The sequence below is a fragment of the Micromonospora sp. NPDC049679 genome (assembly GCF_040659735.1).
Taxonomy (GTDB): domain Bacteria; phylum Actinomycetota; class Actinomycetes; order Mycobacteriales; family Micromonosporaceae; genus Micromonospora_I.
In genome coordinates, this window is sequence record NZ_JBFANZ010000021.1 from 22,854 (window position 1) to 46,551 (window position 23,698).

Annotated in this window: 19 protein-coding genes; 8 read left to right on the top strand and 11 right to left on the bottom strand. The window is 71.6% G+C overall.

Annotation, left to right across the window (positions count from 1 at the left end; genetic code table 11):
- Positions 1-59: 59 nt before the first annotated feature.
- Together AB0J06_RS15730 and AB0J06_RS15735 are read right to left on the bottom strand one after the other, a co-directional pair.
- Complete coding sequence (locus tag AB0J06_RS15730; protein WP_357428925.1) at positions 60-1,205, bottom strand: SigB/SigF/SigG family RNA polymerase sigma factor; 1,146 nt, start codon at positions 1,203-1,205, stop codon at positions 60-62.
- A gap of 228 nt (positions 1,206-1,433) precedes the next feature.
- Positions 1,434-2,861 (bottom strand): hypothetical protein, encoded by a 1,428-nt coding sequence (locus AB0J06_RS15735; RefSeq protein ID WP_357428927.1) that lies wholly within the window; start codon positions 2,859-2,861, stop codon positions 1,434-1,436.
- Between the two features lie 124 nt (positions 2,862-2,985).
- Here AB0J06_RS15735 and AB0J06_RS15740 point away from each other — a divergent pair, with 124 nt between their 5' ends.
- Positions 2,986-3,213: a CDGSH iron-sulfur domain-containing protein gene (locus AB0J06_RS15740; RefSeq protein ID WP_357428929.1), complete on the top strand. Its 228-nt coding sequence runs from the start codon at positions 2,986-2,988 to the stop codon at positions 3,211-3,213.
- Between the two features lie 138 nt (positions 3,214-3,351).
- Here AB0J06_RS15740 and AB0J06_RS15745 read toward each other — a convergent pair whose 3' ends face one another.
- Together AB0J06_RS15745 and AB0J06_RS15750 are read right to left on the bottom strand one after the other, a co-directional pair.
- Positions 3,352-4,356, bottom strand: coding sequence for an iron-containing redox enzyme family protein (locus AB0J06_RS15745; RefSeq protein ID WP_357428931.1), 1,005 nt, complete (start codon positions 4,354-4,356; stop codon positions 3,352-3,354).
- 78 nt (positions 4,357-4,434) lie between these two features.
- A complete protein-coding gene (locus AB0J06_RS15750) occupies positions 4,435-5,613 on the bottom strand; it encodes a Vms1/Ankzf1 family peptidyl-tRNA hydrolase (protein ID WP_357429072.1) in 1,179 nt (392 codons plus the stop codon).
- 161 nt (positions 5,614-5,774) lie between these two features.
- On the opposite strand from AB0J06_RS15750, the gene AB0J06_RS15755 reads away from it, so the two are divergent.
- Positions 5,775-6,314 carry a hypothetical protein gene (locus AB0J06_RS15755; protein ID WP_357429074.1) on the top strand — a complete coding sequence of 180 codons (540 nt, stop codon included), beginning with the start codon at positions 5,775-5,777 and terminating at the stop codon, positions 6,312-6,314.
- A 156-nt stretch (positions 6,315-6,470) separates the two neighbouring features.
- A complete protein-coding gene (locus tag AB0J06_RS15760) occupies positions 6,471-6,785 on the top strand; it encodes a hypothetical protein (RefSeq protein ID WP_357429076.1) in 315 nt (104 codons plus the stop codon).
- Positions 6,786-6,788: 3 nt separating this feature from the next.
- Here AB0J06_RS15760 and AB0J06_RS15765 read toward each other — a convergent pair whose 3' ends face one another.
- The 4 genes from AB0J06_RS15765 to glgX form a co-directional block, all read right to left on the bottom strand.
- Complete coding sequence (locus AB0J06_RS15765; RefSeq protein WP_357428933.1) at positions 6,789-7,130, bottom strand: DUF3817 domain-containing protein; 342 nt, start codon at positions 7,128-7,130, stop codon at positions 6,789-6,791.
- A gap of 101 nt (positions 7,131-7,231) precedes the next feature.
- Positions 7,232-8,968: a malto-oligosyltrehalose trehalohydrolase gene (gene treZ, locus AB0J06_RS15770; RefSeq protein WP_357428935.1), complete on the bottom strand. Its 1,737-nt coding sequence runs from the start codon at positions 8,966-8,968 to the stop codon at positions 7,232-7,234.
- Positions 8,965-11,295 carry a malto-oligosyltrehalose synthase gene (treY, locus tag AB0J06_RS15775; protein WP_357428938.1) on the bottom strand — a complete coding sequence of 777 codons (2,331 nt, stop codon included), beginning with the start codon at positions 11,293-11,295 and terminating at the stop codon, positions 8,965-8,967. The genes treZ and treY overlap by 4 nt, the downstream gene beginning before the upstream one ends.
- Before the next feature lies 1 nt (position 11,296).
- Positions 11,297-13,408 carry a glycogen debranching protein GlgX gene (glgX, locus tag AB0J06_RS15780; RefSeq protein WP_357428940.1) on the bottom strand — a complete coding sequence of 704 codons (2,112 nt, stop codon included), beginning with the start codon at positions 13,406-13,408 and terminating at the stop codon, positions 11,297-11,299.
- Positions 13,409-13,712: 304 nt separating this feature from the next.
- On the opposite strand from glgX, the gene AB0J06_RS15785 reads away from it, so the two are divergent.
- Positions 13,713-15,128: a glycosyltransferase family 4 protein gene (locus AB0J06_RS15785; RefSeq protein WP_357429078.1), complete on the top strand. Its 1,416-nt coding sequence runs from the start codon at positions 13,713-13,715 to the stop codon at positions 15,126-15,128.
- The gene (glgB, locus tag AB0J06_RS15790) at positions 15,125-17,008 is read left to right on the top strand and encodes a 1,4-alpha-glucan branching protein GlgB (RefSeq protein ID WP_357428942.1); all 1,884 of its coding nucleotides are present in this window, start codon (positions 15,125-15,127) and stop codon (positions 17,006-17,008) included. The genes AB0J06_RS15785 and glgB overlap by 4 nt, the downstream gene beginning before the upstream one ends.
- Positions 17,009-17,195: 187 nt before the next feature.
- Here glgB and AB0J06_RS15795 read toward each other — a convergent pair whose 3' ends face one another.
- Positions 17,196-18,479: a citrate synthase gene (locus AB0J06_RS15795; RefSeq protein ID WP_357428944.1), complete on the bottom strand. Its 1,284-nt coding sequence runs from the start codon at positions 18,477-18,479 to the stop codon at positions 17,196-17,198.
- A gap of 308 nt (positions 18,480-18,787) precedes the next feature.
- Between AB0J06_RS15795 and AB0J06_RS15800 the strand changes: the two genes are divergently transcribed.
- Positions 18,788-19,180: a VOC family protein gene (locus AB0J06_RS15800; RefSeq protein WP_357428946.1), complete on the top strand. Its 393-nt coding sequence runs from the start codon at positions 18,788-18,790 to the stop codon at positions 19,178-19,180.
- Between the two features lie 246 nt (positions 19,181-19,426).
- On the opposite strand, the gene AB0J06_RS15805 is transcribed toward AB0J06_RS15800, so the two are convergent.
- Entirely contained in the window at positions 19,427-20,311 is an 885-nt protein-coding gene (locus AB0J06_RS15805; protein ID WP_357428948.1) for a lytic polysaccharide monooxygenase, read from the bottom strand.
- 179 nt (positions 20,312-20,490) lie between these two features.
- Positions 20,491-21,114 (bottom strand): TetR/AcrR family transcriptional regulator, encoded by a 624-nt coding sequence (locus AB0J06_RS15810; RefSeq protein ID WP_357428950.1) that lies wholly within the window; start codon positions 21,112-21,114, stop codon positions 20,491-20,493.
- 158 nt (positions 21,115-21,272) lie between these two features.
- Between AB0J06_RS15810 and AB0J06_RS15815 the strand changes: the two genes are divergently transcribed.
- Positions 21,273-22,790, top strand: coding sequence for an NAD(P)/FAD-dependent oxidoreductase (locus tag AB0J06_RS15815; protein WP_357428952.1), 1,518 nt, complete (start codon positions 21,273-21,275; stop codon positions 22,788-22,790).
- The gene (locus AB0J06_RS15820) at positions 22,787-23,698 is read left to right on the top strand and encodes an SDR family oxidoreductase (protein ID WP_357428954.1); all 912 of its coding nucleotides are present in this window, start codon (positions 22,787-22,789) and stop codon (positions 23,696-23,698) included. Before AB0J06_RS15815 ends, AB0J06_RS15820 begins: the two co-directional genes overlap by 4 nt.

Consider the following 23,698-nt stretch of genomic DNA (forward strand, 5'->3'; position numbering starts at 1 on the left):
TCCCGCCGTGGCCGGTGCCAGCCGGCCGCGGCGGGGGGATCGCTCCAGCACGAACGTCGTCACTCCAGCAGGGGTGCCAGACCCGCGACGGTGAGGCTGCGCCGCACGTACGGCTGCGCCTTCGCCACCCGCAGCCGGGTCGTGCTCCGGCGGGCGGCCTCATGGCTGGCGAGCAGCGCGGCGATGCCGGCGGCGTCGATGAACGGCACCGCTTCCAGGTCGATGATGACGTCGGCCGACTGCGCCGCGGTGACCGTGTCCACCACCACGTCACGCAGCTGGTCGGCGGTGTCCCGATCGACCTCGCCGCCGACCGCCACCACCACCCAACCGCCCGGATACTCGCCGCAGCGCTGGACCGACAGCCGCAGTCCCTGGCCGTCGAGTTGACCCCCACCGGACTCCCAGCGGGGCGGCGTGTCGGTGAGCATCGCCTGGCGTAGCCAGGTCAGGGTGCGGGACAGCAGCCGGGAGACGTGCATCTGGGAGATGCCGAACTCCGCCGCGATGTCCGACTGGGTGTAGTTGCCGTAGAAGCGCATCGCCAGGATGCGCCGCTCCCGCGCCGGCAGCCGGTAGAGCAGGCCGCTCACGGTCAGCCGGTCGTCGACCGACTCCAGGTCGGCGTCGAGCGCGCCGAACATGTCGCCGAGCTCGGCCGGCCCGTCGTCACCGACCGGACCGTTGAGCGACGCCGGCGTGTAGCCGGCGGCCGACTCCAGCGCCGCCAGAATGTCCTCTTCGGACGTGTCGAGACGCGCCGCCAACTCCGCCACGGTCGGCGACCGGGACAGCTCCGTGGTCAGCACGGCGGTCGCCTGGCTGACCTCGATGGTGAGATCCTGCAGACGGCGCGGTACGTGCACGCCCCACGTCCGATCACGGAAGTGCCGTTTGATCTCGCCGGTGATCGTCACTGCGGCGTACGCGGTGAAGGATCCGCGCTCCGGGTCGTAGCGGTCCACCGCCTTCACCAGGCCGAGTCGGGCCACCTGCTCGAGATCCTCCAGCGGCTCTCCCCGTCCGCGATAGCGGCGGGCGAGCCGACCGGCGAACGGCAGCGCCAGCTGCACCAGGTCTTCCCGCAGTCCGTGTCGCTCCGCCGACGGACGGTCGGCGATCTGTGCGGCGTACGACAATGCCGCGCCGTCCAGATCTTCGAGTACGCCCTCCGGCCGTGTTCCTGCCCGCTTGTGTCCGGACATTCCGCCCCTCCCGGGTAATCCGGCTCTGAGCTGCGCATCCGGTGGATGAGGGTGGCAGACGCGAACAGGCCGGCGACAGGGACGTGACAGCAACCCCCGCTGACTGCCCGCGCCGAACGCGCTGCTCTCCCTAAGCCGGACCCTACTGCCCATGGTCCGCGCGCCCAATCCATCGGCCAGAAAAAGGCAGGTGAAATTTCCACGCGAGGCGCTCCCGTCCAGCTCCGGTCAACACACCAGCAGGCCGAGAGACGTCCCGTTCTCCCGCAGCCCGCCCAGTGCCGCACCGACCGGCAACGGCGCCGGACGCGGCAGGTCGTACGGCTGGCCCCGCAGCACCTCCGTGGCGCGCCGGGTCGGCACCGGGTTGCCGGGATAGCCGCGCGCGGCCACCCGGTCCAGCGCGCCCCGCCGACGACCGAAGGACGCCACGGCCCGCCACTGCGCCAGCCCGGCGACCGCCTCCGAGTCCAGCCCCGGCGGCTCGGGCAGCACATCCACCGAGCTGAACGAGGAGCTGCCGGCCAACCACCACTCGGCGGCGGAAACCGTGCGCCGAGCGGCGTTCTCACACCAGTACGGCACGAGCCCCGCGCGCACCACCTGCCACGGATCGATCAGCCGGCCGCACTCAATCACGCAGCGGTTGCCCGTCTTGCCCGCCCCGCGCAGCCACCCGCGGTAGAGATCGGCGGTCGCGGCGCTCAGCGCCTCGGGACGGGGGAAGAGCACCCGGTGCAGCGCGCTCCCGGCCGTCTCTGCCCAGCTGCCCACGCTCTCCTCGAAGGCCGGCTCCACGCTGTGTTCGGCGAAGCCGATCGGGCAGGCGACCGCCGGGGCGCGCCACTGCGACCGGTCACCACCGGTGTGCCGCAGCACCCGGCCGAGCTGCTCACTGGTCGGTAGATAGTCGTCCGGCTCCAGCCCGCTCGCCGGGCCACCGACCTGGAAGCTGTGCCGCGTGCCGGCGTCGAGCACCGGCCAGGTGCGGGCGTCGCGCAACATGATCACCGGGGACGCCGGGGCCAGGCAGGCGGCCAGGAACCGCCGATAGGGAACGGGCAGCTCGCACCAGCGGGCGACCAGCGTGATGGTGCAGCCGACCAGATGTCCGCGCCCGGCCGGATCGTGCACCTGCCGCACCGCGAGCCCCGGATTCGCCCCGAGCAGCCGGTCGACCACCCCACCGCCATGCACCAGCGCACCGGCCGGATCGTCGACCGACCCCTGCGGCCAGTGCACCGCCATCTCGAACTCCGACGGCAGCCAGGGCACCCCCATCGCGGTCGCGAGGTGCACCGCACCGCCGTGCGGCGACCCGAACACGACACCGGGATACCACCGTTGCGGGTAGTGCTCGACCACCCACTGCGCGATCTGATCGCCGTCGATCTCTCCGACGTGCTGCGGTGCCACCGCGGCGCGCGCCGCGGCGCGGGCGACCGCGGCCCGGCGCAGTGGCTCCGGAGTGCTGCGGAAACGGGACAGGATCGGGAGGTACCGCAGGTCGTCGCAGTCGCGGCCGTGCAGCGCGCGCGCCGTGGCGGCGAGCAGCACCCGACAGGGACTGTCCGGCGAGACGATCTGTTGCGGCGCCGGCACGCCGCCGGTCGCGAGCCACCCGGTTATCTCCCGCACCCGTCCCGCTCCCCTCATCCGCGACGAGGAACGGCTTCCCGCACACGACCGGTCCAAACGGCGCACCGGGCGCGTGTCGCCCCGGCGCACGGGGATGGGACACGGCGTTTCGGCGCGGCGGGTAACGGGCACCTACCCGCCCATGCCTGACCAGGAGATCGAGTCCCGTCCCGCCGCCACCGTGACCCCGTACGAGGACGGCCCGCTGCTGCTCCGTGGCGACTTCGCGCTGGTGACCCCCGATGGCGAGAGCATCGAGGCGGGTCGCCGCACGGTGGCGCTGTGCCGGTGCGGCAAGTCGGCGATCAAGCCGTTCTGCGACGGCACGCACAAGGTGATCAACTTCCGGGCCGGCACGGGCCGCGCCTGACCGCCGGCACCGGCCGCTCGTCATCGCGACGTCCGAGCGGCGCTGGCCGGAAGATCCGCGTGATCAGGGGCTGTCACGGGCGGCACGCCCGGGCACGCCGAACCGGCTCCCTGATCACGCGGATCTTTGCGTCGGGCGCTAGGCGGCTTGGAGGGTCGGCTCACGCAGCGAACCCTCTCCCGCCTCCCAGCGATTGAGCAGGTGGGTGGCGAAGAGACGGTCCACGGCGAGGCCGCAGGCGGCGCCGAACAGCACCTCCGACGCGTTCTCCGGCTCGGCGGCGGCGAAGCTGCCACACATATCGTGCGCCGCGATCTGCTCATGCACCGCGTCCGCCTCGACGTGCTCGTCGTAGAAGCGGGTGGCGACCGGGCTTCCACCCAGACGGCGCAGCCCGTTGCCGTACCGGCGGTTCGGCAGCGACGACGTCATCTCGAACGCCGCGAGATGACCGAGCAGCGCGCCCCGCAGCCGCCGGTGCAGGCCGAAAAGCGAGATCAGGTTGCTGGTCGCGAGCGTGACCGCGGGCACCTGCGGCAGGTAGCCGCCGTACGTGGTGTCCAGGTGCAGGCACGACATGGTGGTGCGGAACAGCTCGGCGTGCATGGCGTCGAGCTGGCCGCCACCGTACTCGTCGATCTGGATCTCGATCAGCGCCGCCTTCGCCCGCCCACCGAGGCGCGGGATCGCCCAGGTGTGCGGATCGGCCTCCTTCAGGTGGTAGACCGAGCGGTGCATGACGAACTCGCAGAACTGCTCCCGCGTCGCCCGCCGCTGCAGGTAGCCGGCGAGCGACGGCCCGTCGTCCGCGGCGACCAGGCCTGCGAGGGCGCGCGGGACGTCGGCGGGGGCGGTCTCCGGCAACGGTTCGACGAGCCGGCGCAGCGCGCTTTCGAACCGCTGCTCGGCGGCGGCCCGCAGGCCGAGCAGCGACGGTTGCCACTCCCACCCGTCGTCGACCCCGTCGAACCCGCGGTAGTGCAGCTCGTAGCAGACGAAGAGGGTGAGCTGCAGATCCTCGTCCGTGATCGGGTCGCCGTCGCCGAACCCGTCGGCGAGCCCGGCGGGAAGATCGTGCGGCGCGGCCTGCAGTGCGGCGGTCAGCGCGGCCGAAACCGGTCCGCGGGGCGGTGGCAGCTTCATCGTCCGTCACCGGTCCGGGTCATGCGGGGCTCCTTCACTGTTGCCGTATACCGCAGTTGTCACGGTGGAACAGTTGCCCTACCGCCGGTTCCGCAAACCCCGCCCCTGGTGATGTCGGTCGCCACCGGCCTCGTAGGAGCGGTCGCCGCGCCCCGGCGTCGACGGGTCCGCGTAGCGCAGCACCGCGCCGACCCCACCGTCGAGGTCGACCTCGTCCGGGCCGACCAGCACCAGGCTGGCGTGGGTGCCGGTGAGCGCCCGCAGCAGCGCGGCGTCGGCGCGCACCCGCTGCGGTTCGGGCACCGCCATGGCCACCAACTCGCCGCGCTCCACACCGACCTGGGTCGGCTCCGGCCCGATCCAGAGCCGTTCCGTCGACGCCGGGTCGTCGACGAGGAGCAGCGTGTCGACCTGGTTGCGCTGCAGCGCCTGTACGACGGCGGACAGGCCGTTGCCGAGCCCTTCCTGCGCGGCGTACCGGTCCAACGCGCTGCGGGTGTGCTGGTCGGCCACCTCGGCGATCGCCTGGATCGTCACGTCGTTGAGCGGCTCCGGGTCGGAGCCGAGGGCGCGCGAGCCGGCGTCGGTCTGCACCATCCGCCGCTGCCAGCGCGTCGGCAGCTGCGCGATCAACTGCTGTCGCGCCTGCGGGTCGCCCGCGACGACCACCACCTCCGCCCCGATCATGTCGGCGAGCTCCGTGGTCGCCCCCGCGGCGTCGCCGGCGTTGCGGTGCCACGTCATCTCGGCGGCCCGCTGGAAGTGCGACTGCGACCACCCACCGGGCTTCACCTTGCGCAGCGGGTACTTGCTCCGGCCATCCAGGTGCGCGTGCCGTGGCAGGCAGCCGGCGCTGACCGCGTCGATGTCGGCGCCGGTCCGGTTGACCAGCACCCGCAGCCACGAGATCTCCTCGCCGCGCTGGGCGACCAGCGGCATCGCGTGCGGCAGAGGTTCGTACGTCGCCACGTCGCGCAGCGGCGGCGCCGCCAGGTAATGGCTGAGCACCACCTCGCCGTCGGCGGCCGACAGGGCGAGGCCGTACTCGCCGGGTCGGGGGTCGTGCCGCAGCACGGCGTCGCCGAGCGCGTGCACCGTGTCCGGGCTGGTCCCCTGCTCGGCCAGCCGCTCGCGCAGGGCGCGCCAGCGCAGCTGCAGCGCGGCGTCCGCGTCGGCCGTGTTGTGCGAGGCGTCCAGGTAGACCGAGGCCCACGGCCCGGAGTGGGCGTAGAGCGGGCTCAGGAAGGACAGGTCCATGGTCACCCCCCTCTCCATGTTCGAGCCGCATACCCGGCCAGCGCCACAAATCACCTGAGCCGGGGACGGGATGCGGCGATGGGTGAGCCGGGTTCACTCACGTGCCTCATCCGAACCCGTCGATACAATCTGCACACGGCTGCGGACTCTCGGTGGTGAACATGGACGGCGACCTCTTCGCGCGGGCGGCGCACCGGGCCGGCCCGGTCATCACCGGTCACGTGGTGCGCCTGGTCGAGGGCTACCCACGCGAGATCAAGGTGGGGCAGCATGTCCTCGTCGCGGTGCTGTTCTCCGCCGGGATCGCCCGGGCGCTCGGCCTGCTCCTCGCCGCGCTGCGCCAGGCCGGCAGCGGTGGCGCCGCGCGGCGCCGCTGGCGGGAACTGCGCAAGGGCCCCGAGTTCCTGGTCACCCCGCTCCACGTGCGGGACACCCGGGGGGTGCTGTGCGAAATGGAGATCCACGGGCACCTGCCGCAGAGCGCGCTGGATCCCGGCGACCACGTCCAGGTGACCGTCCGCCGGCAGAAGGACGCCGGGTTGCCACCGCGGATCGAACGGATCGTCAACATCACCACCGGTCAGTTGCTCACCCCGCGGACCCCGACGCTCTGGTCACATCTCGGCCCGGCGCTGCTGCTGCAGGCCACGCTCGGGCTGCTGCTGGTCGGCGCCGTCGCCGGGTGGACGATGACACGCTGAACCGCGGCGCGCGTTTGCCGCGGGACCCGACGGGCACGCTACGGGTATCCCAGCGACCGCGAGGTGATCGACGTGAGCGAGCCAGAGGACCCCCGCCGAAACCCGAGAAACGCCGGCGATGATCCGATCAACCACGGCGAGTACGAGCCGGGGGCGGTGAACGAGGTCAACGAGCCGGCCGGTGACCCCTTCCATCAGGAGCAGGAGCAGGACCCGTACGACCCGGCGGACGCCCGGGTGGACCCCGAGGTGCTGCGCAACGGTGGCCCCACCCGGGCCGGGGGCGCCGTGACCACCACCGGCGGCACGGCCGGTCCGGCCAGCGTGCGGCGGGTCGCGCGACGCGGCCGGAACGTCGCGCCGACCACACCCGGAAGCGCGGAGACCGGGGGCATGACCACCCCGGCGCGCGGCAACATGACGGACGCCAACACGCCGGCCCCGACCGCCGGCCGGTTCACCGACGAGTGAGCGTCAGCGGGCCGCGGCGGGCTGGGGCTCGGGCGCGCGCTCGGCCGGGTCGAGCAGACCCCGCCGACGGGCCCACCGTTCGAAGATGATCGTCGCGAACGGCGGAACCGCGCAGAGCAGCGCGACCACGGTCGTCCACCAGCGCCACCGTCCGAGCCGGGCCACGACGAGGACCAGCAGCACGTACGCGACGAAGAGCGCGCCGTGCACGGGTCCGAAGATCTTGACCCCGATCTCGTTCTGTGGCGGGCCGTACTTGACCACCATGCCGGTCAAGAGCGCCAGCCAGGAGATCGCCTCCGCGATCGCCGCCGTGATGAACAAGGACATCGCCGTACGACGCATCCGTCCCTCCCCCGTAGCCTCGGCCAGTGATGATATGCCGGTGCCACGGCGGAGGGTGCGGCGCGGCGAGCGGAGGGGCTGCGTTCCGCGGCGGGGCCGGTTCAGGGCGCGGCGACGACCACCGCGGACTCCGCCGGCAACTCCACGACGTCACGCATCACGGTGACCCCGGCGCCGGTCGCCAGCAGCACGGCACGGACCACGCCGGGCAGGGTGATCCGCTGCGACTTCGGCGCAAGGTTGGCGGCCACGACGCAGTCACCGCGGCGCACGACGACGAACCGGTCACCATGGCGCACGTCGACCCGGTCCAGCCGCGGATCGGACAGGTCCGGCCGGCTCTTGCGCAGCGCGATGAGACGGCGGTAGAAGTCGTACGTCTCCCGGTGCTCGGGCTTCTCCAACTCGGCCCAGTCGAGTCGGGACCGGGCGAAGGTGGCCGGATCCTGCGGGTCGGGGATGTCACCCTCCGGCCACCCGTGCGCGGCGAACTCGCGTCGGCGCCCGTTGCCGACGGCCGCCGCCAGCTCCGGCTCGGGGTGGCTCGTGAAGAACTGCCAGGGCGTGCTCGCGCCCCACTCCTCACCCATGAAGAGCATCGGCGTGAACGGCGCGGTGAGCAGCAGCGTCGCGCCGACCCGCAGCAGCCCCGGCGAGAGCGTCGACGCCACGCGGTCGCCGACCGCCCGGTTGCCGATCTGGTCGTGGTTCTGCAGGTAGGCGACGAAGCGGTGCCCGGGCACGGTGGCGCGGTCCACGGGGCGGCCGTGGCTGCGGCCGCGGAAGCTGGACCAGGTGCCGGCGTGGAAGAAGGCCCCGGTGAGCACGTCGGAGAGGCACTCCAGCGAGCCGAAGTCGGCGTAGTAGCCCTGACTTTCCCCGGTGAGCAGGCTGTGCAGCGCGTGGTGCGCGTCGTCGTTCCACTGGGCGTGCAGGCCGTACCCGCCCGCCTCGCGGGGCGTGATCAGCCGGGGATCGTTGAGGTCGGACTCGGCGATCAGCGACAACGGCCGCCCGACGTGGGTGGAGAGCGTCTCCACCTCGGCCGCCAGCTCTTCGAGGAGGTGGGTGGCCCGGTGGTCGACCAGCGCGTGCACCGCGTCCAGGCGCAGCCCGTCGACGTGGTAATCGCGCAACCACATCAGGACGCTGTCGATGATGAACCGGCGCACCTCGTCGGAGTGCGGACCGTCGAGGTTGACGGCACGGCCCCAGGTGTTGCTCGCCTCTGCCAGGTAGGGCCCGAACAGCGGCGCGTAGGCCCCGGAGGGGCCGAAATGGTTGTAGACGACGTCCAGGATCACCCCCATCCCCCGCGCGTGCGCCGCGTCGACGAAGCGTTTGAGCCCGTCCGGTCCGCCGTAGCTCTCGTGCGGGGCGTACCAGCAGACCCCGTCGTAGCCCCAGTTCTGCACCCCGTTGAAGGCGTTGACCGGCAGCAGCTCGATCAGATCCACCCCGAGTTCGGCGAGGTGGTCGAGGCGGCCCACCGCGGCGTCGAACGTCCCCTCGGCGGTGAACGTCCCCACGTGCAGTTCGTAGAGGACGGCGCCGGGCAGCTGCCGACCGGTCCAGCCATGGTCGGTCCAGTCGAAGGCGGTGTCGTCGTAGACCCGGCTCGGGCCGTGCACGCCCTGCGGCTGCCACCGCGAACGGGGATCGGGCAGCGCCTGCTCCCCGTCGTCGATCAGATAGGCGTAGTCGGTGCCGGGCGGGATGTCGGGGAGATCCACGCGCCACCAACCATCGTCCTCGCGCCGCAGGTCACAGTCGGGGTGACCCGCGACGCGCAGCCGCAGCCGGGATGCGTCGGGAGCCCACACGGCGAACTCGGTCATGGCGCCACCTCCGAGTCGACGGGAGTCAGGAGAGCGACGGGATAGCGGTCGAATAGCTCGGCCATCGTGACCCGAGAGCCACTGTAAACCCGTCCTGTGAAGCTATCGATGCAATCATGTACAGGTAGTGACAACGCCGTGTCACGCCAGCCACCGGAAACGGTCAATCTGACCGGCAGCCGGGTGGCGACCGCGATGGCGCCGCCACGGTCGAACGCGACCACATGCCCGGCCGCCGGGCCGTCGGCCGTGACCGGCGTGTACCGCGTGAACAGCTCGGGGCGCGCGCGGCGCAGCCGCAGGGTCCGCGCGACCACCAGCAGCTTCGCGGCTCCGCTCTCGTCGATCGGTGGCAGCCACCCGCCGTCGACCCGGGCCAGCAGCTCTGCCCGCCGCGCGAAGTCCACATCCCGTCGGTTGTCCGGGTCGACCAGCGAGTTGTCCCAGAGTTCGGTGCCCTGGTAGGTGTCGGGCACGCCGGGCATGGCGAGCTGGACGAGCTTCTGACCGAGCCCGTTGACCCACCCCGGCGGCGTCAGCTCGGCGGCGAAGCGGGCCACCTCGGCGGCGAGCGCCGGGTCGTCGTAGATCCGGTCGATCACGCCGTGCATCGCCGCCTCGAAGGCCCGGTCCGGATCGTCCCAGCTCGTCGAGACCGACGCCTCGCGCGCGGCCTTCTCCGCGTAGGCGTGCAGCCGCTCCCGCTCGATCGGCCAGGCGGCGACCACCGTCTGCCAGAGCAGGTGGGCGAACGCGGGGTCGGGCAGCGGCGCGGTCACCATCCACCGGTCCAACGCCGCCGACCAGCGCTCCGGGACCTCGGAGAGCACGGCCAGCCGCGCCCGCACGTCCTCGCCGCGCTTCGTGTCGTGGGTGGAGAGGGTGGTCATCCCCGCGGGCCAGCGTTGCTGCCGGGTGGCCGCCGCGTGGTGGAAGCGCTCCGGCGGCACGGCGAAGTGGGCGGGATCGCCGCCGACCTCGTTACGGGCGATGAAGCGCGACCAGCGGTAGAAGGCGGTGTCCTCCACCCCCTTCGCCATCACCGCCCCGGTGAACTGCTGGAACCGCAGGGCCAGCTCGTCGTCGGGGTCGCGCAGCCGCGCGGTCAGCGCGTCCAGCGTGGACGCGAGATCCGGCCGGCGGCGGCCCGCCTCCGAACGCGCCTCGGCGAGGTGCCGGATGCCGCCGGGCAGGTAGGAGCGGTAGACCGGGAAGCAGGCGGCCAGCTCGGCGAGGGCCGCCGGGGCGTCGGGCGAGTTGTGGGCGAGGCGGGCCAGCCGGGACAGCTCGGCGGCGAGCAGCCGGGTCGCCGCCTCGAGCTTGGTGTCATGGGTCAGCTCCGCCCACGACGTGTCGTGGCCGGTCAGCCGGGAGTCGAGCGCGGTGAACGCGGCCTCGGCGGCCGGATCGACGAAGATCCCGCACACGTCGGCGAGCGCCTCGTAGCCGGTCGTCCCCGCCACCGGCCAGTCCGGCAACTCCTCGCCGTACTCGAGGATCTTCTCGACCAGCAGCCAGGCGTCGGGCGCGGCCTCGCGCAGCCGGGCCAGATAGCCGGCGGGGTCGCGCAGCCCGTCCGGGTGGTCGACCCGGATACCGTCGATCTCCCCCGCGGCATACCACCGCAGCAGCTCGGCATGGGTCGCCCGGAAAACCGCCTCGTCCTCGACCCGCAGGCCGGCCAACTCCGACACGGCGAAGAACCGGCGATAGTTGATCTCGGAGTTGCCGCGTCGCCACGACACCAGCTCGTAGTGCTGCCGGTCGTGCACCTCGCGGGGCGTCCCCCCGCCGGTCCCCGGCGCGATCGGAAACCGCAGGTCGCCGTGGCGCAGCTCGTCGTCGGCGATGGTCAGCTCGGCGTCGTCGTCGGGGAGCACCGGCAGCAGCAGCCGCGGCCGGGACCAGTCGATGTCGAACCAGCCGGCGTACGCCGAATCGCGGCCGTGGCGCAGCACGTCCCACCACGCCGGATTGACGGCCGGCACCCCGACCCCGGCATGGTTGGGCACGATGTCCACCACCAGGCCCAGCCCGGCGGCGCGCAGCGCGGCGACGAGCCGTTGCCGTGCCGGCTCGCCACCGAGTTGCGGGTTGACCGCACGATGGTCGACCACGTCGTAGCCGTGCCCCGAGCCCGGCGTGGCGGTCAGCAGCGGCGCCGAGTAGAGATGGCTGACGCCGAGCCGCGCCAGATAATCGGCGAGCCGCGCGGTGGCGTCCAGGTCGAAGCCCGGTCGCACCTGCACGCGGTAGGTGGCGGTGAGGGGGCGCGGTCGCGCTGCCGGCCGCCCCTGACCGGACACCGGCTCTGCCAGCTGACTCATCTCACACCGCCCGCTCGAACACCACGAGCGAACGGTCCGGCACCTGGATCGTGCCGCCCGGCTCGACCACCACCGGGTCGTCCGGCCCGGCGTCGGCGGTCGTGATCACCCGCTCCCACTTCTGGCCGTATTCGTCGGTCGGGACGGTGAAGTCGATCGGCGCGTCGTGGGCGTTGAAGCAGAGCAGGAACGAGTCGTCGACGTGACGTTGGCCGTACTGGCCGCGCTCCTTGATCCCCTCCCCGTTCACGAAGAGCATCACCGTGCGCCCGAAGTCGTTCCCCCAGTCCTCCCCGGTCATCTCCCGCCCGTCCGGCGTGAACCACGCCAGGTCCGGCACCGGTCCTCCGGCGATCCGGGTCTGCACCGGCAGCCCCGTGAAGAAGCGGCGGCGGTGGAAGACCTGGTGGCGGGCGCGGAAGGCGGTCAGGGTACGGACGAAGTCCAGCAGCTGCTGGTCGGCCCCGTCCCAGTCGATCCAGGTGAGCTCGTTGTCCTGGCAGTAGGCGTTGTTGTTGCCCTGCTGGCTGCGGCCCAGTTCGTCGCCGTGCCCGATCATCGGCACGCCCTGGGAGAGCATGAGCGTGGCGAGCACGTTGCGGCGCTGCCGGGCGCGCAGCGCCAGGATGCCCGGGTCGTCCGTCGGGCCCTCCACTCCGCAGTTGAACGAGCGGTTGTGACTCTCCCCGTCGCGGTTCTCCTCGCCGTTGGCCTCGTTGTGCTTGTCGTGATACGAAACCAGATCGGTGAGGGTGAAGCCGTCGTGGCAGGTGACGAAGTTGATGCTGTGGAAGGGGCGGCGGCCGTCGTCCTGGTAGAGGTCGGCCGAGCCGGAGATCCGGGAGGCGAACTCGGCCAGCGTGGCGGGTTCGCCGCGCCAGAAGTCACGCACCGTGTCGCGGTATTTTCCGTTCCACTCCGTCCAGAGTGGCGGGAAGTTGCCGACCTGGTAGCCGCCGGGGCCGACGTCCCACGGCTCGGCGATGAGCTTGACCTGGCTGATCACCGGGTCCTGCTGGATCACCTCGAAGAAGGTCGAGAGGCGGTCGACCTCGTAGAACTCCCGGGCCAGGGTCGCGGCCAGGTCGAAACGGAACCCGTCGACGTGCATCTCCTGCACCCAGTAGCGCAACGAGTCCATGATCATTTGCAGGGTCTGCGGGCTGCGCACGTTGAGGCTGTTGCCGCAGCCCGTGTAGTCCACGTAGTGCTCCGGCGACTCCTCGTCCAGCCGGTAGTAGCTGGCGTTGTCGACCCCCTTGAAGCCCAGGGTCGGACCGAGGTGATTGCCCTCGGCGGTGTGGTTGTAGACCACGTCGATGATCACCTCGATGCCCGCCGCGTGCAGGGCCTTGACCATGCCCCGGAACTCCTGGACCTGCTGGCCGAGCCGGCCGGTCGCCGCATAGCCGTGGTACGGGGCGAAGAAGCCGATCGTGTTGTAACCCCAGTAGTTGCGCAGTCCGAGGTCGACCAGCCGGTCGTCATGGACGAAGTGGTGCACCGGCATCAGCTCGATCGCGGTCACCCCGAGCTTCCTCAGGTGCTCGATCACCGCCGGATGCGCCACACCCGCGTACGTGCCGCGCAACTCCTCGGGCACGTCCGGGTGGCGCATGGTCAGCCCCTTGACGTGCGCCTCGTAGATCATCGAGTGGTGGTACGGCGTTTTCGGCGGCGCGTCGTTACCCCAGTCGAAGTACGGATTGACCACCACCGCCTTCGGCATGTAAGGCGCCGAATCCGCCTCCGACATCCGCTCCGGCGAATCGAACTCGTAGCCGTAGACCGACGGGTGCCAGTCGATGTCCCCGTCGATCGCCTTCGCGTACGGATCGAGCAGCAGCTTGTTCGGGTTGCACCGCGCGCCCTGCGCCGGGTCGTACGGGCCGTGCACCCGGAACCCGTAGCGCTGGCCCGGTTCCACACCGGGCACGTACCCGTGCCAGACGTACGCGTCGACCTCCGGCAGCCGTACCCGCCGCTCCGTGCCGTCGGCGTCGAAGAGACACAGCTCCACGGCCTCGGCAATTTCGGAGAAGATCGCGAAGTTGGTCCCCGTCCCGTCGAAGGTGGCCCCGAGGGGGTAACGCTCACCCGGCCAGACCTGCATCGCACTTCCTTCCCCATGGTCAACAGCGCGCCGCGGCCGTCTCGGCCATCCGGCGCGCGCCTCCGGTATTGCCCTCCCCGGAGCTGCTGTAATCCCCCGGGCGGCATGAAATGATCTCTGTCGGGTGTTGTCGGTCACCATCGCGCGGCTTAGGGATGCGGTTTGCGCCCTGGTGCCTTTTCCTAGTAGAGGGCCACGACGCACCGACGCGAACGCGGGTCCTCCTCGGCCATCGGCCACCATCTCACTCTTGTACTGCCGTCATCGGCGCCGGCGCGCACGCCCTCATGCATGGATGGAGACAATTGTGACCCTGCGGGTCAGCGACCAGGTCGCAAACGCATCGGTCAATGACGGCGCCTGCCGTCCCACCCCTACGTCGCGGCAGCCGCACCCGGGCCTGCCCGCCACCGCCGGCATGGCCCCCGACGGCAAGCGCCGCATCCTGATGCTCTCCTGGGAATACCCGCCGGTGCTCGTCGGTGGCCTCGGCCGCCACGTGCACGCGCTCTCCGTCGCCCTGGCCGCCGCCGGCCACGAGGTCACCGTCGTCACCCGGCACGCCGAGGGCGCGCCGCTGGAAGAGTACGCCGACGGCGTGCGCATCGTCCGCGCCCCCGAGGACCCGCCGGTCTTCCCGCTCGCCACGCCGCAGCTGCTGGCCTGGACCATGGCGTTCAACCACACGCTGACCCGCGCCGCGCTGCGCGCCGCCCAGTCCGGCGAGTACGACGTCATCCACGCGCACGACTGGCTCGTGGCGCACACCGCCATGACCCTCAAGGAGCACCTGGACATCCCGCTGGTGACGACCATCCACGCCACCGAGGCCGGACGGCACCAGGGCTGGCTCCCCGAGGAGATGAACAAGGCGATCCACTCCGTCGAGTGGTGGCTGAGCCAGGAGTCCGGGCGGGTCATCGTCTGCTCCGGCTACATGAAGGACGAGGTCACCGGGCTCTTCGACGTCCGCCCCGAGCGGGTCGACGTGGTCCCCAATGGCGTGGAGACCCAGCGCTGGCAGGTGCCGACCGAGGCCGTCGCCGCGGCGCGCAAGCGCTTCGCCGGTGAGGGGCCGCTGATCACCTTCGCCGGTCGGCTCGTCTACGAGAAGGGCGTCCAGCACCTGATCGCCGGCCTGCCCCAGCTGCGTCGGGCGCACCCCGGGCTGCGGCTCGTGATCGCCGGCGACGGCCCGTACCGGGCCGAGCTGGAGGCGGACATCGACCGTCTCGGGCTCCGCTCGGCGGTCACCTTCCCCGGCTTCCTCGGCGGCGTCGAGCTGCCCGCGATGATGGCCGCGTCCGACTGCTTCGCCGTGCCGAGCATCTACGAGCCGTTCGGCATGGTCGCCCTGGAGGGCGCCGCCGCCGGCGCGCCGCTCGCGGTCGCCGCCACGGGGGGCCTCGCCGAGATCGTGGAAACCGGCGTCAACGGCATGACGTTCCAGCCGAAGAACCCGGAGTCGCTGGCGGACGCGGTCAACGCCCTGCTGGTCGACGGCGAGCGGGCGCGTCAGCTGGCCCGCCGGGCCCGCCGGATGGTGCACGACCAGTACGGCTGGTCGTCGATCGCGCACCGCACGGCGGCGGCCTACTCGGCGGCGATCGCGCAGGCGCCGGCGTTCAACGCGGAGCAGGCGGCGGCCCGGATGGCGCAGGGACGCCCCACCGTCGTGATCCGCGAAGGTAACCTCCTCGCCGGAGCTGCTCGCCGATGACCGACACGATGGAGGCACCCCCCATCGACACGATCAGTGATTTTGATCTTCACCTCATCTCTCAGGGCCGCCACGAGCGGCTCTGGACGGTGCTCGGTGCCCACCCGCAGGCCGGCGGCTGCCGGTTCGCGGTGTGGGCGCCGAACGCCCGCGAGGTCCGGGTCATCGGTGACGCCGTGGGCTGGGGCCCGTTCGACGGCGTGGCGATGGAGCGGCTCGGCTCCAGCGGCATCTGGACGCTCTTCGTTCCGGGGGTCACCGCCGGGCAGCGCTACAAGTACCGCATCCACGGCGCCGACGACGTGTGGACCGACCGGGCGGACCCGCTCGCGGCCGCCACCGAGATTCCGCCGCTCACCGCGTCGGTGGTCTACGAGTCGGCGTACGGGTGGGGTGACCGCGCCTGGCTGACCGCGCGCCGCGCCGACCACCACGCCCGGCCGATGTCGGTCTACGAGGTCCACCTCGGCTCCTGGCGTCCCGGCCTGAGCTACCGCGACCTCGCCGAGCAGCTCGTGGAGTACGTCTCGGACCTGGGTTTCACCCACGTCGAGTTCATGCCGGTCATGGAGCATCCGTTCGGCGGCTCGTGGGGCTACCAGGTGACCGGCTACTACGCCCCCACCGCCCGCTTCGGCTCCCCGGACGACTTCCGCTACCTCGTCGACCGCCTCCACCAGGCCGGCATCGGCGTGCTGCTCGACTGGGTGCCGGCGCACTTCCCGCGCGACGCCTGGGCGTTGGCCCGCTTCGACGGCACCGCCCTGTACGAGCACCCCGATCCGCGCCGCGGGGAACACCCCGACTGGGGCAGCCTGGTGTTCAACTACGGGCGGTGGGAGGTGCGCAACTTCCTCGTCGCGAACGCGCTCTACTGGCTCGAGGAGTTCCACATCGACGGGCTGCGGGTCGACGCCGTCGCCTCGATGCTCTATCTGGACTACTCGCGTGGGCACGGCCAGTGGGAGCCGAACGCGCAGGGCGGCAACGCCCATCTGGAAGCGATCGACCTGCTGCGGGAGCTCAACACCACGGTCTACCGGGAACACCCGGGCGCCGTCGTGATCGCCGAGGAGTCGACGGCCTGGCCGGGCGTCTCGCGACCGGCGGACTGGGGCGGGCTCGGCTTCGGCCTGAAGTGGAACATGGGCTGGATGCACGACACCCTCGGCTACGTGTCCCGCGACCCGGTGCACCGCAGCTACCACCACGACGATCTCACCCTGCCGGGGATGTACGCCTTCGACGAGCAGTTCCTGCTGCCGATCAGCCACGACGAGGTGGTGCACGGCAAGGGCTCGCTGGTCCGCAAGCTCCCCGGCGACCGCTGGCAGCGCCTCGCCGGACTGCGCGGGCTCCTCGGCTACATGTGGGCATTCCCCGGCAAGCAACTGCTCTTCATGGGCTGCGAGCTCGCCGACGAGCAGGAGTGGAGCGAGCAGCGCGGGCTCGACTGGGGGCTGGCGGCCGACCCGTACGTCACGGGGGTCCAGGACCTCACCCGCGACCTCAACCGGATCTACCGCGACTCCCCCGCGCTCTGGTCGCAGGACACCCTCCCCGACGGCTTCCGCTGGATCAGCCACGACGACCGCGCCAACAACGTGCTCTCGTTCCTGCGCCGCGGCGCGGACGGCAGCGTGGTCGCGTGCGTGGTCAACTTCGCCGGGGTGCCCCGCAACGACTACCGGGTCGGCCTGCCGACGGCGGGGCGCTGGGATGAGCTGGTCAACACCGACGCCACCCTCTACGGCGGCTCGGGGGTGGGCAACCTCGGCAGCGTCACCGCGGACGGCCCGGCGCGGCACGGGCAGCCGTGCTCGGCGACCGTGCAGCTCGGTCCGTACGCCGCGGTCTGGTTCCGCCCGTCCACCGACTGACCCCGGACGCGGACGCGCCGCGCCGCTCGCCCGTCCCCGTCGATCAAGGGCGCATTCACGTGGCTTGATCTCCGATCATGTGAGTACGCCCTTGATCGGCGCGCAATTCCTTGATCGACGCCGCCCCACGGACGACGAAACCGGCCGTGACGCCCGAGCGTCGCGGCCGGTTTCGGTGTCGTACGGGTCAGCGCTGGTCGAGCGGCACGTACGCCCGCTCTTCCGGGCCGACGTAGAGCTGCCGCGGACGGCCGATCTTCGTCGTCGGGTCCGAGATCATCTCGCGCCACTGCGCGATCCAGCCGGGAAGCCGGCCGAGCGCGAAGAGCACGGTGAACATCTTCGTCGGGAAGCCCATGGCCTTGTAGATCAGGCCGGTGTAGAAGTCGACGTTCGGGTAGAGCTTGCGGGAGACGAAGAAGTCGTCCGCGAGGGCGATCTCCTCCAGCTTCACCGCGATGTCCAGCAGCGGGTCCGGCTTCGCCATCCGGTTCAGCACGTCGGTCGCGGCCTTCTTGACGATCGCCGCGCGCGGGTCGTAGTTCTTGTAGACCCGGTGGCCGAAGCCCATGAGCTTGACGCCCTGCTCCTTGGCCTTCACCCGGCGGACGAAGGCCTCGACGTCCCCGCCCTCGGCCTGGATCGTCTGGAGCATCTCCAGCACCGCCTGGTTGGCGCCGCCGTGCAGCGGACCGAAGAGCGCGTTGACACCGGCCGACACCGACGCGAACAGGTTGGCGTTGCTGGAGCCAACCAGGCGCACGGTGGAGGTCGAACAGTTCTGCTCGTGGTCGGCGTGCAGCACGAAGAGCATGTCGAGCACCTGCGCGACGACCGGATCCACCTCGTACTGGGTGGCCGGCACGCCGAACGTCATCCGCAGGAAGTTGTCGACGTAGCCCAGCGAGTTGTCCGGGTAGAGCAGCGGCTGGCCGATCGACTTCTTGTACGCGTACGACGCGATCGTCGGCACCTTGGCGAGCAGCCGGACGGTGGACATCTCGACGTGCTCGGGGTCGAACGGGTCGAGGCTGTCCTGGTAGAACGTCGACAGCGCGCTCACCGCCGAGGAGAGCACCGCCATCGGGTGCGCGTCACGCGGGAAGCCGTCGAAGAAGCGCTTCATCTCCTCGTGCAGGAGCGTGTGCAGGCGGATCCGCTGGCTGAAGTCGGCCAACTGGTCCGCGGTCGGCAGCTCGCCGTAGATCAGCAGGTAGGAGGTTTCCAGGAAGGACGCCTTCCCGGCCAGCTGATCGATCGGGTAGCCGCGGTAGCGGAGAATCCCGGCGTCGCCGTCGATGTAGGTGATCTCCGAGGCGCACGCCGCGGTGTTCACGAAGCCGGGGTCGTAGGTGACGTTCCCCGTCTCCTTCAGCAGCTTACCGACGTCGATCCCGGACGGGCCCTCGACGGCACGCTGCACCGGCATAGACAGCTGTCCACCAGGGTGGTCGAGCTTGACATCCGTCATGTGGTCCCTCGCTTTACCGGCAGATCTTCGTTGAATGCCTCACGTTTTACCGTAATCGTTCAGTACGCCGTACCCCTGGTGACGGCGAGACGGTGAGTGATGCGTCACCATCGGGGTCTGCCGCAGGGGCCATCACCCCTCCGTCGGTCGATCACGTGCCCGCTCACCGCCGTCGATTGAAGCCAACATCGGCCATCTGGGTGATTTGCCCCAATAATGCGATTCTACGCGTAGTGGCCACGATGCGGCCCGCGCATCGTGGCCGATTCGTTCAAGACGCCCAGCGGCCGCCGCCCTACGGTGGGCGCATGACAACGCCTCGACTCGACCTCATCGGCCTGGTGGTCGCCGACATGGCCCGCTCGCTCGCGTTCTACCGCCGGCTCGGCCTGCCGATCCCGGCTGCCGCCGACACCGAGCCCCACGTGGAGGTGGCGCTCCCCGGCGGGCTCCGTCTCGCCTGGGACACCGCCGATACGATCCGCTCCTTCGATCCGGCGTGGAAGCCGGCGACCGGAAGCCGGATCGCGCTCGCCTTCGCCTGCGACAACCCCGCGGCCGTCGACGCGACCTACGCGGAGCTGACCGCGGCCGGCTACCAGGGCCACCTCGCCCCGTGGGACGCCTTCTGGGGACAGCGGTACGCGGTCGTCCACGACCCGGACGGCAACGCGGTCGACCTCTTCGCCGCTAACCCGTGACCGCGTGCCCACGGCACGCCGGCCAGGTACCGGATCTCGCGGGAGAGATCGGCCTGGTCGGCCGGGCCGGTGCCGGGCGGGAAGCGCAGCCCCACGTACGCGTCGCCCGGCCGACTGGCGACCAGATGGACATCCGGCCAGCCCCGACGCCACCTCCCGCTCTACGGTCACCACCATCTCAGCTCTCGTCCCGGGCGGCGGCGGCCGCCCCGCGAACGACCGCCGGCGAGGCGGCCGACGGATCCGCTAACCCCGCCGTCGTCTGCGCAGGCGCAGCACGGCGACCGTGGCGGCCACGATGAGCAGCGCCGCCGCGCCGGCCAGCAGCGGCATCGTCAGCCGGCGGACCGGCTCGTCGGCGACCTGCGCCACCCGGTCGAGGCCGGCGCGCCCTGACGCGGTCGGCGCCGGCGGACTCGACGGCACGGGCGCCGCCTCCGTCGGCGTCGCCGCCGCTCCCCCGCGCGTGGGTGTGGCGGCTGGCGCGGCGGGGCGGGCACTGCCGCCGGCGCCGGTGAGCAGTACGTCGGAGCAGGAGTAGTAGGTGTCGGGGGTCTCCGAGTTCTGCCAGATCGTGTAGATCACGTGCCGACCGGTCCGCGCCGGCAGCGCGCCGCTGATCGCGTACGCGCCGGAGCGCAGCGGCGGATCGGTCGCGGTGAGGAACGGGCGGGAGTCCAGATCGGACCAGCGCAGCGGGCGGCCCGGGTCGTAGCCGTCCTTCGTGACGTAGAGCCGGAACGCGCCGCGGTGCGGGATGGTGATGCCGTAGCTGAAGGTGAAACGGGCGCCCGCACGCAGCCGGGTGACCGGCCAGTCGCCACGCGCCAGGTCCAACCCCGCGAACCGGTCGAGGCCGCCGCTGCAGAGTTGGCCGTCCGGGACCACTTCCCGGTCCCGACCCCGCACGTTGGCGATCCGCAGGTTGTCCCAGTCGTCGAGGGGCTGCCCGCTGCCGGCTGCCACCGCGGCGACACAGGCGGGCGACGCGGAGTGCTGCGCCGAGGCGCACGCCGACGCGCGGCTGACCGGGTTGGTCATCGCCCCGTGGGCCCGCGCCGGCGTGGGCGCGGCGGCCAGAAGCAGAACCGGGGCGAGCCCCAGAGCGGCGAGCGTGCGACGTACGGTCATCGGAGCGGGACCTCCTTCGGCGGAGCCGGCGCCGGTGCCGGTCCACAGTGGTGACCGGGCCCGCGCGGACCCGGCTCTATGCCGTATTACGGACGCCTCCGGTCAATCGTTCACCGCACGCTCCCCCGGTTTTGGCCGGACCGAACACGCGGCGACGGTGCCGGCCGGCTGACCACCGGTCACGGGCGGTAGGTCAACACCGCCGAGACCAGGTGCACGATCGACTCGGTGAGCGGGGCGAAGGCGGCGTCGGCGCCGGGCTCGACCACGGTGGTGCCGGCGTACGGGTCGACGACCTGCAGCAGCAACTCGTTGAGGCCGCCGACGAGCGCGACCGCCAGCGCCGGGGAGAGTGGCGGGATCTGCGGGTTGGCCGGACGCCCTTCGGCGACGATCTCGATCAGCGTGCCCGCGAAGCGACGCTGCATCTCCTGGCGCAGCCGGTAGGCCCGCGCGCCGGCGGCCTGGACCTCCACCAGCAGGGTGCGGTTGACCGCGGGCAGCGCGTCGAGCGCCGACAGGTACGCGGCGACGACGGCGCGGACCCGTTCCCGCCACGGTTGATCGGGGGTGCCGGCGGCGCGCAGCACCGTCATGAGGCTGGTGCAGGCGTCGGCGTAGAACGCCATCAGGCACTCCTCCTTGTCGGCGAAGTGCTCGTAGAAGGTGCGCTTGGAGACCCGGGCGTGGGCGACGATGTCGGCGATGGTGCTGGCCGCGTAGCCCTTCTCGGCGACCGCCGCCGCGAGGCCCTGCGCCAGGCTCAGCCGCACCTCGGCGGAGGCCCTCGATGAGGTCGCCACACACGCTCCCCTGCTCCGCGCCCGCGAGGGCGTTGGTACCGAATGGTACCGCGAACATTTCCATCTACCGTCCCGCTTTACTCGGTGGTAACTTCCCGGTTAAGCCCGGTGGTACCGACCGGTACCGTCACCGCCGAGCCGGTAAGGAGCGAGCCTCGATGACCACCGCAGACCCCCGGCACGTGCGCATCGCCATCATCGGTGCCGGATTCGGCGGAATCGGCGCCGCGATCCGTCTGCGCCAGGAGGGCCACCACGACTTCCTGGTCTTCGACCGGGGCAGCGAGGTCGGCGGGACGTGGCGCGACAACTCCTACCCCGGATGCGCCTGCGACGTGCCCTCCCACATGTACTCGCTCTCCTTCGCACGCAACCCCGAGTGGAGCCGCAGCTTCTCCGGCCAGGCCGAGATCTGGGCCTACCTGCGCCGCTGCGTGACGGATCACGGCGTGCAACCGCACCTGCGGCTCGGACACGAGGTGCAGGGGGCGGCCTGGGACGACGCCGCCGGGCACTGGGTCATCGACACCTCGCAGGGGCGCTACACCGCGGACGTTCTCGTCGCGGCCGGCGGGCCGCTCACCGAACCCTCGACGCCGAAGCTGACCGGCCTGGAAACCTTCGAGGGGGAGCTCTTCCACTCGGCCCGCTGGAACCACGACCACGACCTGACCGGGCGGCGGGTGGCGGTGATCGGCACAGGCGCCTCGGCGATCCAGTTCGTGCCCCGGATCGCGCCGACCGTCGAGCGCCTGCACCTCTTCCAGCGCACCCCGGCCTGGGTGATGCCCCGCGCCGACCGCGCCATCACCCGCGTGGAACGGAGCCTGTTCCGGCACGTCCCGGCCGTCCAGCGCCTCGCCCGCGCCGGCGTGTACTGGGGACGCGAGGCCATGGCCGTCGGATTCCTCCATCCGGCCGTGATGCGGCTGTCGCAACGGATCGCCCGCCAGCACCTCAACCGGGTGATCAAAGACCAGCGGCTGCGGGCAAAGCTCACCCCCCGCTACACCATGGGGTGCAAGCGGGTCCTGCTCTCCAACGACTACTACCCCGCACTCGCGCGCGACAACGTCGACGTGGTCACGGACGCGATCGTCGAGGTCCGACCGAACGGGATCGTCACCGGCGACGGCACGCTGCACGAGGTCGACACCATCATCTTCGGCACCGGCTTCCACGTCACCGACATGCCCATGGCGCAGACGATCCGTGGGCGCGACGGACGCACGCTGGCCGAGACGTGGCGCGGCAGCATGCGGGCCTTCCAGGGCACCTCCGTCACCGGATTCCCCAACCTGTTCCTGCTGCTGGGACCGAACACCGGCCTCGGGCACACCTCCGTCGTGTTCATGATCGAGTGCCAGATCACCTACCTGCTCGGCATGCTGCGGCACCTGCGGCAGACCGGCGCCCACGCCATCGAACCCACCCCGGAGGCCCAGGAGCGCTTCGTGGCGCACGTCGACCGCAAGATGGCCGGCACGGTGTGGTCACAGGGAGGCTGCCGCAGCTGGTATCTCGACGAGAACGGCCGCAACTCCGCCCTGTGGCCCGGTTACACCTGGTCGTACTGGCTGCGTACCCGCCGGTTCGACGCGGCCGCGTACCGACCGGTCAGCACGCCCGACCGCCCAGCCGCCGACGTCCGCGTCGGCGCCGAGGTGGAACGGTGAAGCGCCCACTCGCCGGCACCGTCGTCTTCATCACCGGCGCCGCCCGCGGCATCGGCGAGCACACCGCCCGGCTCGCGGCGGCCCGCGGCGCCCACGTCGCGCTCGTCGGCCTGGAACCGCAGCGCCTCGCCGCCCTGGCCGGCGAGCTGGGCGAGGGACATGCCTGGTTCGAGTGCGACGTGACCGACCAGGCCAGCCTGGACCGGGCGGTGGCGGGCACGGTCGAGGCGTTCGGCGGTATCGATACGGTGGTCGCCAACGCCGGGGTCGCCAACCGGGGCACGATCGCCGTCGGTGACATCAACGCGCTGACCCGTACGGTCGAGGTCAACCTCATCGGCGTGATGCGCACGGTCGGCGCGACCGTGTCGCACGTGATCGACCGGCGCGGTTACCTGCTGCTGATCTCCTCGGCGGCCGCCTTCACGGCGCTGCCCGGGATGGCCGCCTACTGCGCGTCGAAGGCCGGCGTCGAGCATTTCGGCAACGCGATCCGGCTCGAACTGGCCCACCGCGGCGTCCGGGTCGGCACCGCCCATCCGTCCTGGATCGACACCGACCTGGTCCGCGACGCCAAGGACGACCTGCCCGCCTTCCGCGAGGCACTCCAGAAGGTGCCGTGGCCGCTGGGCTCGACCACCTCGGTGCAGGCGTGCGCCGCCGCGTTCGTCGACGGGATCGAGCGGCGTCGCCGCCGGATCTACGTCCCGCGCGCCGTCGGCGCCGTGCAGGCACTCCGCACCGCGGTGCTCAGTCCGCTGTCGGACCTGGTCATCGGTCGGACCGCCCGGACCTCCGTGCCGCTGATGGAGGCCCAGGTACGGACGCTGGGACGCGCGTTCGGCGCGCACACCGTGCAGACGGCGAACGCCGGCACGGACGGTACGAATGATCGGGAGGTGCGGTGA

What these genes read in the sequence shown, in the direction of transcription:
- AB0J06_RS15730 (WP_357428925.1), bottom strand. Translation starts at nt 1,205, where the DNA reads ATGTCCGGACACAAGCGGGCAGGAACACGGCCGGAGGGCGTACTCGAA.
- AB0J06_RS15735 (WP_357428927.1), bottom strand. Translation starts at nt 2,861, where the DNA reads ATGAGGGGAGCGGGACGGGTGCGGGAGATAACCGGGTGGCTCGCGACC.
- AB0J06_RS15740 (WP_357428929.1), top strand. Translation starts at nt 2,986, where the DNA reads ATGCCTGACCAGGAGATCGAGTCCCGTCCCGCCGCCACCGTGACCCCG.
- AB0J06_RS15745 (WP_357428931.1), bottom strand. Translation starts at nt 4,356, where the DNA reads ATGAAGCTGCCACCGCCCCGCGGACCGGTTTCGGCCGCGCTGACCGCC.
- AB0J06_RS15750 (WP_357429072.1), bottom strand. Translation starts at nt 5,613, where the DNA reads ATGGACCTGTCCTTCCTGAGCCCGCTCTACGCCCACTCCGGGCCGTGG.
- AB0J06_RS15755 (WP_357429074.1), top strand. Translation starts at nt 5,775, where the DNA reads ATGGACGGCGACCTCTTCGCGCGGGCGGCGCACCGGGCCGGCCCGGTC.
- AB0J06_RS15765 (WP_357428933.1), bottom strand. Translation starts at nt 7,130, where the DNA reads ATGCGTCGTACGGCGATGTCCTTGTTCATCACGGCGGCGATCGCGGAG.
- treZ (WP_357428935.1), bottom strand. Translation starts at nt 8,968, where the DNA reads ATGACCGAGTTCGCCGTGTGGGCTCCCGACGCATCCCGGCTGCGGCTG.
- treY (WP_357428938.1), bottom strand. Translation starts at nt 11,295, where the DNA reads ATGAGTCAGCTGGCAGAGCCGGTGTCCGGTCAGGGGCGGCCGGCAGCG.
- glgX (WP_357428940.1), bottom strand. Translation starts at nt 13,408, where the DNA reads ATGCAGGTCTGGCCGGGTGAGCGTTACCCCCTCGGGGCCACCTTCGAC.
- glgB (WP_357428942.1), top strand. Translation starts at nt 15,125, where the DNA reads ATGACCGACACGATGGAGGCACCCCCCATCGACACGATCAGTGATTTT.
- AB0J06_RS15795 (WP_357428944.1), bottom strand. Translation starts at nt 18,479, where the DNA reads ATGACGGATGTCAAGCTCGACCACCCTGGTGGACAGCTGTCTATGCCG.
- AB0J06_RS15800 (WP_357428946.1), top strand. Translation starts at nt 18,788, where the DNA reads ATGACAACGCCTCGACTCGACCTCATCGGCCTGGTGGTCGCCGACATG.
- AB0J06_RS15805 (WP_357428948.1), bottom strand. Translation starts at nt 20,311, where the DNA reads ATGACCGTACGTCGCACGCTCGCCGCTCTGGGGCTCGCCCCGGTTCTG.
- AB0J06_RS15815 (WP_357428952.1), top strand. Translation starts at nt 21,273, where the DNA reads ATGACCACCGCAGACCCCCGGCACGTGCGCATCGCCATCATCGGTGCC.